The sequence below is a fragment of the Acidobacteriaceae bacterium genome (assembly GCA_035944135.1).
Classification (GTDB): domain Bacteria; phylum Acidobacteriota; class Terriglobia; order Terriglobales; family Acidobacteriaceae; genus Granulicella.
Genome location: DASZBM010000002.1, coordinates 571,363 through 583,871, shown reverse-complemented (window position 1 = coordinate 583,871; position 12,509 = coordinate 571,363). Strand labels below are relative to the sequence as shown.

Below are 12,509 nucleotides of genomic sequence, written 5' to 3'. Positions count from 1 at the left end.
AATCGCGCTCGCTGCTTTGCTTTGGGCATCGGTCTCGATCGCGCAACACATTTATCGCGCCCGTCGCAGACAGCGGGAGAAGAACAGGCGTCCAGGAACAACGGTTGAGGCAACGCCAATAAAGCCGGCTGCGAAAGAAACAAGCCGGCAACGCAAAGCATCGTAGAATCAGACGACCGAGACTTATGCAGACTGCTCTGACAAACCGCCTTGGGCTATCCCATGCCCGCACATTCGGATCGACCATTCCGGGCAAGCTGACGCTTGGCCTCGCGGCGACCGTGGTTATCGCGCTTGCGGCACACGTCGCCTTCCCGCTGCCGTTTACGCCGGTTCCCTTCACCCTGCAGCCGCTCGCCGTCCTTGCTGTCGGCCTGGCATTTGGCCCCGTCGGCGGATTCCTGACGCTGCTCGCGTACCTCGCCGAGGGTGCATGCGGTCTGCCGGTCTTCAGCCCTGCGGGTGTCGGCGGCCTGGCCCAGCTCTTCTTCGGGCCTACGAGTGGTTACCTGCTCGCGTATCCGCTGGTCGCGGCAATCGCGGGCGGCCTGACGCGCGTGCTCGAGCGCCGGCTGCCGTTCTTCGCGTCAGCTGTCACCGGCTGCGCCACCGCGACCGTTCTTCTCTTCGTGGCGGGTGCGGCATGGTTCATGGTGTTCACGCAGGTGCCGGTCCACGCCGTCTGGATCGAAACTGTCGCCCCATTCCTGCCGGGCGAAGCCATAAAAGTTCTTGCCGCCGCCGGCATTTACAGCACGCTCCGGCGCCATCCCCGTAACCAGCGCTCTGCTTAAAAGCATCTGAAGGAACTGATGACCCCCGCTGCATCTGCCGTCCGTGAAATCTCCATCGCCCATAGCCCTGATTCTGACGACGCATTCATGTTTTATGGCCTCGCCACGAACAAGGTTCGGGTGCCCGGGTACCGCTTCGTCCACACGCTGACCGACATCGAAACGCTGAACCGCAAGGCGATGAACGAGCAGTTCTACGATGTGACCGCGATCAGTTTTCATGCGTACCCATACCTCCAGGAGCACTACACGCTCATGGCCTGCGGCGGATCTGTGGGCGAGAAATATGGGCCGATGATTGTGGCGCCGCGGCCGCACACACTGGACGAGATCAAAAAGGTTCGCATCGCCGTGCCGGGCACGCTGACCACCGCCTATCTGACCTTGAAGCTCTTCGCTCCTGAGATCGAGACGGCCGTTGTTCCCTTCGACAAGATCATTCCCGCCGTCATTGCGGGTGAGTTCGATGCAGGGCTGATCATCCACGAGGGCCAGTTGACCTACAGTCGCCAGGGCCTGATGAAGATTCTCGACCTCGGCGTGTGGTGGTTCGAACAGACCGGGCTTCCGCTGCCGCTCGGTGGCAATGCGATCCGGCGCTCGCTAGGCGGCGATGTGCAAATCATCACGACGAACGCACTGCGGCAGAGCATCCAGCACGCGCTCGAACATCGCGAGGCTGCGCTCGAATACGCGATGCAGTTCGCGCGCGACCTCGACCCATCGCTCGCTAACCGCTTCGTCGGGATGTATGTAAATGAGCGGACGATCAACTACGGCGATGACGGGCGTGAGGCAATTCGCAAGCTGCTCGACATGGGTTACGACCGCGGAATCATTCCGTATAAGGCTCACGTCGACTTCGTCGGTTAGGAGCTCCGCAGTCGACCGCAAGCGACGGTTCGCATCGTGGTATACTTCTCTCTGTGCGCAAGCATTTCCCGCGCACTTCCCTTGCGAACTTCAATGTGGTTCGCTCCGCTCACCCAGGGCGGATTCAGGTCTGGACGCGTAGCTCAATTGGCAGAGCATTCGACTCTTAATCGACAGGTTGAAGGTTCGATTCCTTCCGCGTCCACCATCTCTTTATTCTTGAATCACGGATAGAATTCTCGCTCCACAATCTCTGCCTTCGGTTCGCCTGCTTCCACCATTCTCGCCAGCAGACGCTCGCGCAGCTCGGTTGCAGCCTGCTGCGGAGGCACACTGAATCCGTGGACGAGTTCCGGATTGTCGCGCCGGCCAGCAAGATTCATGAGTTGGTGAGGATCGGAGCGCAAGTTGTACAGGTACTCTTCCTGGTAATGATCGCTGGCGGCTGCCGAAGCACGGCCTGAACCCGGCGCCATCACGGCATAGGTCCAGTCCGGTGTGCGCAGAGCACGTCCCGTTCCCACTTCGGAAATCTGAACGTAAACCTCGTTCGGCCAGTCCTTCGTCTTGCGGTCGAGGAGCGGCATGAAGCTTCGGCCCTGCATCGACGCAGGCACTGGAAGCCCGACCGCCGACAGCAGTGTGGGCGTTACGTCGATCTGGCATGTGAGCTCCGGAATTTCAAGAGACCGGTCGAAGCCCGGACCTTGAATGACCAGCGGAACGTGGATAGAGCTCTCGTGCGGACTGCGTTTGTACTCGCCATTTCGAGTTCTGAAGTGACAGCCGTGATCGCTGAGGAAGAGAAAGATCGTGTCGTCTTCCAAACCGCGGTCAGCCAGCGTCTTGCGAATTTCGCCTACTGAGTCGTCGATGCTCTTCACCGCACCGCAATAGTCGGGAAGCTGCTTCTGCCAATCGCCGGGCAGCGCCTTGAGATCGCCCGGCACAAACGGATTCGTGTATTTGCCGGCGTATTCCTTCGGGGCCACGAAGCAGTTGCAGTCGTTCTGCTGATGAACTTCAAGCTGTGAGATCACGAGAAGGAACGGCCCATGCACTGAGCTGAGGAATTGCTTTGCGCGCTGCGTGATGAAGTCTGCCCGGTAGACGCCGGAAAACGGTATGGCCTTCCCTGCGCCGTCATAGATCTCGCCTTCATAGGGGTGCGACGTCCATTCGAGTTCGTTGGAACCCTCCCAGAAGTCCAGAAAGCCTCCGCGCTCATTCGGCGCGACTCTGCCGCGGTCAGTGTTCGCTTCCTTCCCAGGCTCGCGCGCAGCAAGATGCCACTTGCCGATGTAGTTCGCGCTGTACCCGGCTTTGCGCAGTTCAGTAGCAAGCGTCACCGCATCTTCAGCGAGACCAAACCCGTTGCGCCAAACGCCATGCTTGTTCTGGTATTGGCCGGTGAAGAGTCCTGCGCGCGATGGAGCACACACGGGCTGGTTGGTGATGTGCGACCGCAACAGCGTACCGCGGCGCGCTATCGCGTCGAGGTTCGGCGTTAGTTGCATGGGGTTGAGTCCATAAGCGGAAACCATGTCCCAGCGAAACTGATCGGAGATATAAAGGACGATGTTTGGCTTCCGCCGCCCTGCCGCATTCTCCTGCGCATCGCTACCGAGTGTCGCCGCTTCAGCCGCGGTCGCGGGAAATGCGGCGGCTACGGCCGATCCTTTGATGAAATCCCTGCGGTTGAGCCCGGTTATAGAGGATTCAGCGTGCCCCTTTGATCCGCTCATTCGTGTGATTGTATCGTCCGTCCAATACGTGGACGCCATAAGAATCGATCGATATCGGGCAAGCTCATTGACCCCGATTGTGGAACACTAAAGTGAAGAATGATCAGCAGCAGACAGAGTCTCGACAGCGAGACGGTTGAACGGCCTGCTCTCAAATCGGAGCACAGGCGCTCAGCGATTCGCACGGCCGTCATCGCAAGCCTTCTGGTGCTTGCGACTGCCCATTGCGTCCTCAGCATCTTCTACACGAACTATTCCTTTATCGACCTGGCCGCGTACGCGAATGGTCACGAACGCATGCCGTTCCAGGGCCGACTTCTGATGTCGCTGGTGCTTCGCGCAACCCAGCACTTACAGACTCTCCTGAAACTGGTTCCACGCTTTACGGAGCACGTGCCAGCGCTCGAGACATTCACGGTTTACAAATTGACCAGCCTGATCGTGGCGCTTATTTCGGCGATCGGCATTGGCGCCGCGCTGGCGCTGGCGTCACGGCGGCTGGGCCTGCGTCGCTGGTGGCTTCCCTGGTCGCTGCTTCTCGTTATCCTGTATTCCAGCTACGCAGCACGGTACGAGCAGCCGCTGTGGTACCCATACGACATTCCGCACCTCGCAATCTTCGGGCTGGCGACGATCTTCCTGTTCATCGATGCGCCCATCGCCTTCCTCGGCGCGATCCTGCTCGACAGCTTTGTGCGGGAGACAGCCATCTTTGCGATCGTGCTCGCGTTCGCAATGCGCTGGTCTCAGCGGACGTGGAAGATCGTGCTTGTGATCGCCGCGATCGGTTGGGCCGTCGTCATGGGCGCGACACGCTACATCTACCGTGCCAACGGTTATGTAGGGATGCCGCGATTGGAACAGCTCCGCTATCTGCTGCCGTGGCATCTGCCTCAGCTTTTCAGCGTGCTCGCCTTCCTGCCCATTCCCGTTCTGCTGGGCCGGAGGTACCTTCCGGCAATGCATCGGCGCGGGCTCTACGCCACATGCCTGATGATTCTTGGCACCTTTTACTTTGCAAACTGGGTCGAGAGCAGAGCGTGGATCGAGTGGTCCACCGCATTTGCAATCTGGGCAGCGCTGGAGCTTAGCACAGCGCCGCTGCAGCCGGGCGCGTCAATTCGCAGCTAATCCAAATCGAACTCGCGCAGCGGCTTCTCCGTGGCGGGCGATTCTTTCGCCTTCTTCACGGCCTCCGCGAACTTCTTGGCCAGCACATCATCCTTATTCTTCTGCGCCTCGACCGACTGCGCGAAGATGCTTTCGCGGCGGGCGTCAGCGTCCTTCAGCGCACGAGCTGCGGCCCCCAGATCCTCGAAGGTTTTCTTTCTCGGCGCAGAGGTGTGCGCGATGATCTGCCGGGTCACCGGATCGATCTTCAACATCGCCCCGCAGTCCGGACACATTACCTCAAACGGCTGATCACTCATTCCCATTCCGCACCTGCCTCACCTCACATTGTATGGCGGTCCGGGCGGAGGAACATAGGGCACATAGTAATAGCGCGGCGTGTCACAGATCGACCAGATCAGCGCAACAATCCAGCCGATGACGGTCCAGCTCAACAGAAGGTTTATGACGAGAATCCATCCAAAGTTCCGTGCGTGACGCACGCCCGCGATGATCGCCGGAAGGAAATGGAGCGCCAGCGCTGGAAGGACGAAAGGCAGAAACAGGAAGTGCACAGAGAACCTCCAGGAAGGTGTACGCAGTACGCGGCCCGATGGTTCCTAGAGGAAGATTATCCGATGCCCCGGGCACTCCTGCGCTGCATTCTCCACCAGCAGCTTCGGCAGCCCCTCGCCATAGCGCGCCAGGAACCAGATCCCGCCAATGACCCGCTCCTGCAGATACCCATCCGGAAACAGGTTCAGCATGAGTGCGTTCGCGTGCTTGCGCAGCGACGCCTCCCGCTGTACCTCGAAGGCGGCAGCCATTCTGCGCAGCCGGTTCATCTGGTAACGCATCTTGTTTGCGGAGACACCTGCAGCGCGGCCGAGTTCCGAACTCATGGCCGCCATGTACTCAGTCAATCCGCCGAGCTCCGCATCCAGCGCATTGCCCGCCGCAGCAAGCTTGCGCTTCAGCTCAATCGGCATCGCTCGTGCGCCGAGGCGCTGCGCCAATGCATCGGCCGTCTTTGCCTCCCAGAGCTGCGGTAACTGCAGTTCATGAGACTCCATTACCTTCGCAAGCGCGGGTTCAACAAGTGTGGCGGACAGTCGCGGCAGAATCGCCGTGACGCGGCCAAGAATCTGCTCGTACGCCACAGCCGACTGCGCGAAGTAGGCGATCTCCGCCGGTCCGCCAATGTAGGCTGCGGTCGGAAGAATCGCGTCCTGAAATACAGGCCGCAGAAGCGCGTTAGGGCTCAGGCGCTCCGGCGCGGACTCGAGAATTGCGAACAGCTCTGCCGTCGAGTACGTCTGCCCGCCGGCCTTCCACGCGCCGTTCTCAATCCGGCGAAGAGGCTGGCGAGCCCCTGTTTCGGCATCCAGCAGGAACAGCAGTGAGTGTCCCGGCGAGACGAGAACCTGCGCGTGATACCCGCGCGCCGTCAGCTCTTCCGAGCGCCGAAGCAGTGCCGTCTCCAGCGATTCGGCGTGCTCGATGGCAGCTCCGAGCACCCGCGCTCCAAGCTCATGAAAGCCGCGCGATGAAGCATCCATCACGACAAGGCCGAACTCTGCAAAAACGGCGGTGAGGAGTTTGCCGAACGCCTGAGCCAGAGTAGTTCCAGGCTGCGCGGCGTAACACTCGCGCAGAAGATCGCCCACCGGTCCCCATCCAATCAACTCACTCGCGCGTTCGATAGCTGCATCGAGCTTCGCCCGGCCGGCTTCCGTGTCTCCATCCACGCGCAGGCTGCCAACGGGCACCGGGCGCACGGGATCCAACCCGAGCTTCAGCGTCTCGAGTTCTGTTTTCGTTGGCAGGCTGATCTGGTCGACCTCGGCCAGATCGTGGTCTTCGCTCGCCAGCCAGAAAACCGGAACATGCTTGCGTCCACTGACCGCGCTCGCGTCCTGCGCCTTCCTTATTGCAGTAGCCGCCTTCAGGATCGTCAGCAGCGGCCCACCGAACAGAGCCACCTGTTGTCCTGTGACAACCGCAGCAGCGCCGTTGCGCAGATGCTCGATGTTCTCCCGGGCTAAATTCCCTGCTCCAAACCGCTCCGCTTGATCGAGTAGCAATCCCGCGAGTCGATCGCCGTGGTCGGCATCGAGTTCAGGCGCACTCCTGGCCCAGCCGATCCCGAATGGCTCGGAGGGATACCAGCGGCGCAGCGATGCAGTATCAGCAACGGCCGGTTCCAGAAACGCGCGCAAGAGCGCAGTCGTTCCCGGTGCGGTCGATATGGGATGACACTGAACTTCCATTCGCCTCGTCTCCGCCTGCCGAGCCTTGAGCTTGTTGGATGCGCCGCCCTGCTGCCCGATGCAGAATTCACTCCCTCATCGTGTACTGTACCCTCATGCCAACCCGGAAAACGCCTGCCGCAAAGAAGAAGAGCATTTCATCAACAAAGAAGTCATCAAAAGCCACGGCCACGGCGCCAAAAAACTCGCCCGCGAACAAGAAAATCACTGGCCGTGCGCGTACGCTCTCGTCGAAAACCGTCTATCAGGGCAAGGTCTTCTGGGTCACCGCCGATGAGGTTCTGGAGCCCGGCGGCATTCGCGCACGCCGCGACGTTGTACGCCACAACGGCTCGGTCGTCATCCTCGCCATCGACGATCGCAAGAACCCAAACGACCCCGACGTGATGCTCATCCGCCAATATCGGCACGCCGCAGGCCAGTTCCTCCTGGAGCTGCCCGCCGGCCGCATCGAACCCGGCGAGAAACTCATGCCTGCCGCCAAACGCGAGCTGCTGGAAGAGACCGGCTACCGCGCCCGGAAGTGGTCACGGCTCGTTCAGTACTACGCAAGCCCGGGCTTCGTCGCCGAGTCCATGGACATTCTGCTCGCCGAAGACCTCATCCACGCGCCCGGCGAGGGTACGCCCGACGAGGATGAGCATATCGAACTGCACCCCACCCCGCTCTCGGAAGCTGTCAGGCTCGCCCTCACCGGCAAACTGCACGACGGTAAATCGCTGATCGGAATACTCTTCTTTGCCACAAAGCGCTTGATTTCGATTTAGCCAAAAATTTTTCCGATAAATAAACACGACTTCGCTTTTTGTACGTTGCCGGACATACGAGAACGCAACCCTCTTGAGAATCTTTGGTTTCTAGGAATCACGGATCATTTTTCAGGCAGAGGTGGCAGATTCATGGGTCAGTACAAAGGCACTATCAAGTGGTTCAACAATGCAAAAGGCTATGGTTTTGTCGGGCGTGAGGACGCTCCGGATCTGTTCGTTCACTACAGCTCGCTCCAGCAGGAAGGCTACAAGAGCCTGCGAGAGGGCGATCAGATCGAGTTCGACGTGGTGCAGGGCGCGAAGGGACCGCAGGCCGACCAGGTCGTCGTCGTGAAGCAGGCCTGAGCGGTCCTCCCGATACAATCGAGGGCGGACGTCCGCCCACACATGGATAACATCACGCTCGCTCGCCTGCTGGATGAGACCGCCGCGTTACTCGAGATAGACGCGGCGGACCCGTTTCGCGTGCGCTCTTACCGGCGTGCGGCCGAGGCAGTCGAACAGCAGACCGCCAACCTGGCCGCCATGGCCGAGTCTGACCCGAAGGCTCTGCTTGCCATTCCCGGCATCGGCAAAACCATGGCAGCAAACATCTGCGACCTGGTCTCCACGGGCACGACTCCCCTTCGCGAGCAGCTACTGACGCGCTATAAGCCAACCATGCTGGAGCTCCTCCGCCTGCCCGGCATGGGCCCCAAGACCGTTGCGATGGTCTACTCCGCCCTGGGCATCGCCGACATCGATGCGCTTGAAGAAGCGGCCAAGCGCGGCGACCTGCTGACCCTGCCCCGCATGGGACAGCGCTTCACCGACAAGCTGATCAAAGGCATCGAGGACCATCGCAAAAACTCTTCGCGATTCCGCATCGATGTCGCCCACGAACATGCGGAACGCATCAGCGCGCTCATACGCGAATTCCCGGGCATCGAGACCATCACACCTGCTGGCAGTCTCCGCCGGGGCCGCGAATCGGTTGGCGACCTTGACCTGCTCGTCACCGGTCCCGCCTGCGAACCTGAAGTCGTCGCTGCAGCGGTTGAGTACGTCGCTGCGCTTCCACTCATCGACAAGCTCCTGGCCAAGGGCCAGAACAAGGTCAGCTTCACGCTGCGGAACAATCTGCAGGTCGATGTGCGCCTGCTTCCGCGAGCCAGTTACGGCGCCGCCCTGCAGTACTTCACCGGCTCCAAGCACCACAATGTCTCGCTGCGTCAGAGGGCCATCAAGCGCGGCCTCACGCTCTCCGAGTACGCCCTGCTTCGACTCGAAGACAACACCATCGTCGCCGCCGCTACTGAGCAGGAGATCTACAACGCACTGGAACTGGATTACATCCCGCCGGAGCTTCGCGAAAACTGTGGAGAGATCGACGCCGCCGCGAAGCATACGTTGCCGCAACTCATAACGCGCGGCGACATCCGCGGTGATGTGCACATGCACACCTTCGAATCCGACGGCGCAAACTCGATCCGCGAAATGGCCGAAGCCGCCATCGCACGCGGGCTTGAATACATCGCCATTACAGATCACTCCAAGAATCTCGCGATGACCAACGGCATGGATGATGCGCGTGCACTCGCCCATGCCAAGCGAGTCCGCGAAGCTTCGCAGCAGCTGGCGGAGGAGTTCGACGCCGGCAGCGGCCCGCAGTGGCAGCGCTATGAGGCTCAGCTCCGCGAGGACGAGTCCCTTGCCCGCAAGCCCACGGTTCCCTTCCGCATCCTTTCCGGCGTTGAGGTGGACATCCTGCTGGACGGCGCACTCGATCTCGAAGACGACACGCTCGCGCAGCTCGATGTTGTTGTCGCCAGCGTTCACTCCGGCTTCAACCAGACGCCGGATGAGGTGACAGCCCGCGTCCTTCGCGCAGCGAAGAATCCGCGCGTTCACATCCTCGGCCACCCCACCGGCCGCAAAGTCCTCAAACGCGAACCCTACAAGATTGACGTGGAGCAGCTCCTTACAGCCGCGGCCCGCCTGGGAGTTGCCGTGGAGCATAACGCCTCCCCCGCTCGCTCGGATCTCTCCGACCTGAACCTTCGTCGCGCGAAAGAACTCGGCTGCAAGATTGTCGTCAATACCGACGCGCACTCCACTGACGAGCTTGATCAGATCGACTTCGGCATCGTTCAGCTGCGCCGCGCCTGGCTTACTCCTGCTGACGTACTGAACACGCTGCCGGTCGATGATTTTCTCGCGGCAATACAACGTAAACCCTGAATAGCGTTATCCTTTCGAGCATGACTGATCGTCCCTTACTCGCAGTCGTCCTTGCCTTCATCATCATGGTGGTGGTCGCCGTAACGGTCTATCTCGTTATCCCGCACAAGATCACCGCGCTGTCGGTTTCCAAGGTCGATATTTTCGCTCCTCACACCGAGTTCAAGGCCTCCCAGGGGACCTCCGGCCAGGTAGTCGGCGAGCCGGGTCAATCCGAAGATGATCTCTACGTCGTCGCGCACATCAACATGACCAACAAGCTTCATGACCGCGTCTTCATCAGCGGCTGGTCCGCGACCGTCATGTTCCGCGACGGCACCACGGAGGACTCCACTCTGGTTGCCAGGTCGGAACTCCCGCGCCTGGAAACAATCTTTCCGCAGATCGCGAGCCTCGCCACCGATCCGATCGGTGACGGCGACGAACTCGATCCCGGTGTCACCAAAACCGGATCCGTTGTTCTGCTGTTCCCCAACACCACGCAGGACAAGTGGAATACGAAGGGGTCCGCGGTGCTGACCATCGACCTGCACGAGCACGTGGCGCAAACTGTCAAACTGCCCTAGCAATCGCGATCCATCACAAACAAGAAAAGGGCTGCATCCGAGTGGACGCAGCCCTTGTTCTTGGCTTGCAGAATTTGAAGCTTACGGAACCGAAATCGGTGCCGGTGCATTCTTTGGCGTGCTCAGATAGCCCGTAACCGAGTTCTTGCTGATGTTGTTCACGACCACTTCAAACAGCGCCGGTGTCTTGCCCGAGTAGAACTGCACAGGCTCGTCGAGGTTCTTGTCCTTCTTCTCGATGACCTTGTCGTCCGCGTCGACGTTGATGGTGTACTTCGAGTGCTTCTCGTTGACCTTCTTCAGCTGCAGCTTCACGGTCCCAACGTTCTGAGCCGGTCCACCCTTCTGCAGCGTGAACTCGTAGTAGTTTCGCTCGCCACGACGTTTCAGCTCCATCAGTTCATCGTGGTTGGTCGCGATCAGTCCACTCATCACGCCCTGGTCGCCGACCACGCGGGTCAGCTGGCCCTTGGTCTGCGCCAGATCATTCTGCGTATTCGACAGATCGGTCTTCGTGGTCGCAACATCAGTCTTCACCGCCGACACATCCTGTTTCACGGCGCCAACCTGCTGCTGCGTCTCAACTTCTTCCTTGCGCAGACGAGCCGTCGCAGCTACGGCCTGCTTCTGCGCGGCCACCAGCTGATTGGACTTGTCTTCTAACTGCTTCTGCGTCAGCCCCACACTCTGGCCCAGAGCCTCACCCTGAGCACGCATCCGCTCATTCGTGTCTTCGAGCTTCTCGCTCAGTTGAGTGTTCTGCTGTGTCGCCGCGGTGAGTTGGCTCTCCGCTGCCGTCAGATGGTTCTGCAAACCGAGACTCCAGCCGAGCGCACCCAGCGCCAGCAACAAACTCACGACGGAGATCCCGATCAGCCACCCTGGGGCCTTCGATTGGACTACGTACTCGCGCTCCAGATCGCTCATGCGCTGCTCCTCCTTAACGCCAATGCGCCTTTTTCCGCTCAAACCTTATCAACTGGCGCAACTTAGCTTTGCTGTTGGACGCACCCGACCGCAAAAGGGTGCGCATCTAACGAAAACTTCTTCCCTGGACCCCGGCCCCAACCCAAAGGGCGGTGAGCCTTTCGCCTCTACACTATACGAGGAACATGCCCCCCGTCCTTACTCCCGATTTCGCAATAGCAGGCGCAGGAATCATCGGCCTCACCCTCGCCCTTGAACTCCAGTCGCGCGGCGCCTCCGTCGCGGTTTTGGACACCGCCGCTGCCCTCGGCGGAGCGTCCAGTGCTGCCGCAGGCATGCTGGCCGCCGAAGATCCGCACAATCCCGCCGAACTGCGCGAGCTCTGCGCATTCAGCATCTCGCTCTATGACCTTTTCCTCGATCGCCTCTCGGCACTTTCAGGGCTGGACGTCCACTACCAGACGACGACGACAATCCAGTACCTCGACGACGGAGGCCCCGTCGAACTGCAGGAAAGGTCCGTCGATCCTCGCCAACTCAGCGCTGCAGCCCTGCAAGCCGTCCGCCGTTCGGGCATCCCTCTGCTCGAAAACTGCGTACGCCTCGAAATCACCGAAGCTCCCGACGGCATAACCCTTACCCCGAATCACGGGCCTGCCCTGGCCGCAGATCGCCTTATCCACGCCTCAGGCGCGTGGTTCACAGGACAGCCTGCGATCACCCCGCGAAAAGGCCAGATGCTCCGCGTGCGGCTGCCGTCCAATCTTCGTTTGGACCAGGTCCATCGCAGCCCCTCGATTTACGTCGTTCCCCGCACTCACGGCCCCCAGGCCGGCACGGCACTGATCGGCGCCACCGAAGAAGACGCCGGCTTCGATCTCCGGACCTGCACGGCGGACCTCGATGCGCTCCGCCTTCGCGCCTCCTCGCTGCTCCCGGCACTTGCGGACTCAACCGCCGCTCCGCAGGTCGAGGCCTGGGCCGGACTCCGTCCAGCGGCTGCCGACGGTCTTCCCTTGATCGGGAAACTGCCCGGGCACACACGGCAATGGATCGCCGGCGGGCACTACCGCAATGGCATTCTGCTCGCGCCCGCTACCGCTCACGCACTCGCCGACCTGCTCGAAAACAAGCCCGCCGCCATCGACCTGCGACCGTTCGACCCCGCGCGCCCGATGCAATGATTTCGCCCGTCCGAACCGATATTCGGCCGTCCCATCGTGACAATCGTTTT

13 protein-coding genes and 1 tRNA gene are annotated in these 12,509 nt (G+C 60.7%); 9 read left to right on the top strand and 5 right to left on the bottom strand.

Features of this window, described 5'->3' with window-relative positions; genetic code table 11:
- Window positions 1-185 precede the first annotated feature (185 nt).
- From VGU25_05145 to VGU25_05135, 3 genes are all read left to right on the top strand, one after another.
- A complete protein-coding gene (locus VGU25_05145) occupies window positions 186-794 on the top strand; it encodes a biotin transporter BioY (GenBank protein ID HEV2576576.1) in 609 nt (202 codons plus the stop codon).
- Window positions 795-812: 18 nt separating this feature from the next.
- Window positions 813-1,667, top strand: a complete 855-nt coding sequence (locus tag VGU25_05140) for an MqnA/MqnD/SBP family protein (GenBank protein ID HEV2576575.1) — start codon at window positions 813-815, stop codon at window positions 1,665-1,667.
- A 132-nt stretch (window positions 1,668-1,799) separates the two neighbouring features.
- Window positions 1,800-1,875, top strand: a tRNA-Lys gene (locus VGU25_05135).
- A gap of 16 nt (window positions 1,876-1,891) precedes the next feature.
- On the opposite strand, the gene VGU25_05130 is transcribed toward VGU25_05135, so the two are convergent.
- Window positions 1,892-3,412 (bottom strand): sulfatase-like hydrolase/transferase, encoded by a 1,521-nt coding sequence (locus VGU25_05130; GenBank protein ID HEV2576574.1) that lies wholly within the window; start codon window positions 3,410-3,412, stop codon window positions 1,892-1,894.
- A gap of 99 nt (window positions 3,413-3,511) precedes the next feature.
- On the opposite strand from VGU25_05130, the gene VGU25_05125 reads away from it, so the two are divergent.
- The gene (locus VGU25_05125; GenBank protein ID HEV2576573.1) at window positions 3,512-4,543 is read left to right on the top strand and encodes a hypothetical protein; all 1,032 of its coding nucleotides are present in this window, start codon (window positions 3,512-3,514) and stop codon (window positions 4,541-4,543) included.
- Here the strand turns inward: VGU25_05125 and VGU25_05120 are convergent.
- The 3 genes from VGU25_05120 to bshC are packed head-to-tail and all read right to left on the bottom strand — an operon-like array spanning window position 4,540 to window position 6,792.
- Window positions 4,540-4,848: a hypothetical protein gene (locus VGU25_05120; protein ID HEV2576572.1), complete on the bottom strand. Its 309-nt coding sequence runs from the start codon at window positions 4,846-4,848 to the stop codon at window positions 4,540-4,542. The genes VGU25_05125 and VGU25_05120 overlap by 4 nt on opposite strands.
- 12 nt (window positions 4,849-4,860) lie before the next feature.
- Window positions 4,861-5,097, bottom strand: a complete 237-nt coding sequence (locus VGU25_05115) for a superinfection immunity protein (GenBank protein ID HEV2576571.1) — start codon at window positions 5,095-5,097, stop codon at window positions 4,861-4,863.
- A 45-nt stretch (window positions 5,098-5,142) separates the two neighbouring features.
- Window positions 5,143-6,792 carry a bacillithiol biosynthesis cysteine-adding enzyme BshC gene (bshC, locus tag VGU25_05110; GenBank protein HEV2576570.1) on the bottom strand — a complete coding sequence of 550 codons (1,650 nt, stop codon included), beginning with the start codon at window positions 6,790-6,792 and terminating at the stop codon, window positions 5,143-5,145.
- A 95-nt stretch (window positions 6,793-6,887) separates the two neighbouring features.
- Here bshC and VGU25_05105 point away from each other — a divergent pair, with 95 nt between their 5' ends.
- The 4 genes from VGU25_05105 (at window position 6,888) to VGU25_05090 (ending at window position 10,348) form a co-directional block, all read left to right on the top strand.
- A complete protein-coding gene (locus VGU25_05105) occupies window positions 6,888-7,559 on the top strand; it encodes an NUDIX hydrolase (protein ID HEV2576569.1) in 672 nt (223 codons plus the stop codon).
- Window positions 7,560-7,691: 132 nt separating this feature from the next.
- Window positions 7,692-7,907: a cold shock domain-containing protein gene (locus VGU25_05100; GenBank protein ID HEV2576568.1), complete on the top strand. Its 216-nt coding sequence runs from the start codon at window positions 7,692-7,694 to the stop codon at window positions 7,905-7,907.
- Window positions 7,908-7,949: 42 nt separating this feature from the next.
- Complete coding sequence (locus tag VGU25_05095) at window positions 7,950-9,782, top strand: helix-hairpin-helix domain-containing protein (protein HEV2576567.1); 1,833 nt, start codon at window positions 7,950-7,952, stop codon at window positions 9,780-9,782.
- Between the two features lie 20 nt (window positions 9,783-9,802).
- Window positions 9,803-10,348, top strand: coding sequence for a hypothetical protein (locus VGU25_05090; GenBank protein HEV2576566.1), 546 nt, complete (start codon window positions 9,803-9,805; stop codon window positions 10,346-10,348).
- Between the two features lie 81 nt (window positions 10,349-10,429).
- On the opposite strand, the gene VGU25_05085 is transcribed toward VGU25_05090, so the two are convergent.
- A complete protein-coding gene (locus tag VGU25_05085) occupies window positions 10,430-11,275 on the bottom strand; it encodes a hypothetical protein (protein ID HEV2576565.1) in 846 nt (281 codons plus the stop codon).
- A 185-nt stretch (window positions 11,276-11,460) separates the two neighbouring features.
- Here VGU25_05085 and VGU25_05080 point away from each other — a divergent pair, with 185 nt between their 5' ends.
- A complete protein-coding gene (locus VGU25_05080; protein ID HEV2576564.1) occupies window positions 11,461-12,459 on the top strand; it encodes an FAD-dependent oxidoreductase in 999 nt (332 codons plus the stop codon).
- The last annotated feature ends 50 nt before the right edge of the window (window positions 12,460-12,509 follow it).

Coding starts and splice junctions, on each gene's coding strand:
- VGU25_05145 (HEV2576576.1), top strand. CDS start 186: ATGCAGACTGCTCTGACAAACCGCCTTGGGCTATCCCATGCCCGCACA.
- VGU25_05140 (HEV2576575.1), top strand. CDS start 813: ATGACCCCCGCTGCATCTGCCGTCCGTGAAATCTCCATCGCCCATAGC.
- VGU25_05130 (HEV2576574.1), bottom strand. CDS start 3,412: ATGAGCGGATCAAAGGGGCACGCTGAATCCTCTATAACCGGGCTCAAC.
- VGU25_05125 (HEV2576573.1), top strand. CDS start 3,512: ATGATCAGCAGCAGACAGAGTCTCGACAGCGAGACGGTTGAACGGCCT.
- VGU25_05120 (HEV2576572.1), bottom strand. CDS start 4,848: ATGGGAATGAGTGATCAGCCGTTTGAGGTAATGTGTCCGGACTGCGGG.
- bshC (HEV2576570.1), bottom strand. CDS start 6,792: ATGGAAGTTCAGTGTCATCCCATATCGACCGCACCGGGAACGACTGCG.
- VGU25_05105 (HEV2576569.1), top strand. CDS start 6,888: ATGCCAACCCGGAAAACGCCTGCCGCAAAGAAGAAGAGCATTTCATCA.
- VGU25_05100 (HEV2576568.1), top strand. CDS start 7,692: ATGGGTCAGTACAAAGGCACTATCAAGTGGTTCAACAATGCAAAAGGC.
- VGU25_05095 (HEV2576567.1), top strand. CDS start 7,950: ATGGATAACATCACGCTCGCTCGCCTGCTGGATGAGACCGCCGCGTTA.
- VGU25_05090 (HEV2576566.1), top strand. CDS start 9,803: ATGACTGATCGTCCCTTACTCGCAGTCGTCCTTGCCTTCATCATCATG.
- VGU25_05085 (HEV2576565.1), bottom strand. CDS start 11,275: ATGAGCGATCTGGAGCGCGAGTACGTAGTCCAATCGAAGGCCCCAGGG.
- VGU25_05080 (HEV2576564.1), top strand. CDS start 11,461: ATGCCCCCCGTCCTTACTCCCGATTTCGCAATAGCAGGCGCAGGAATC.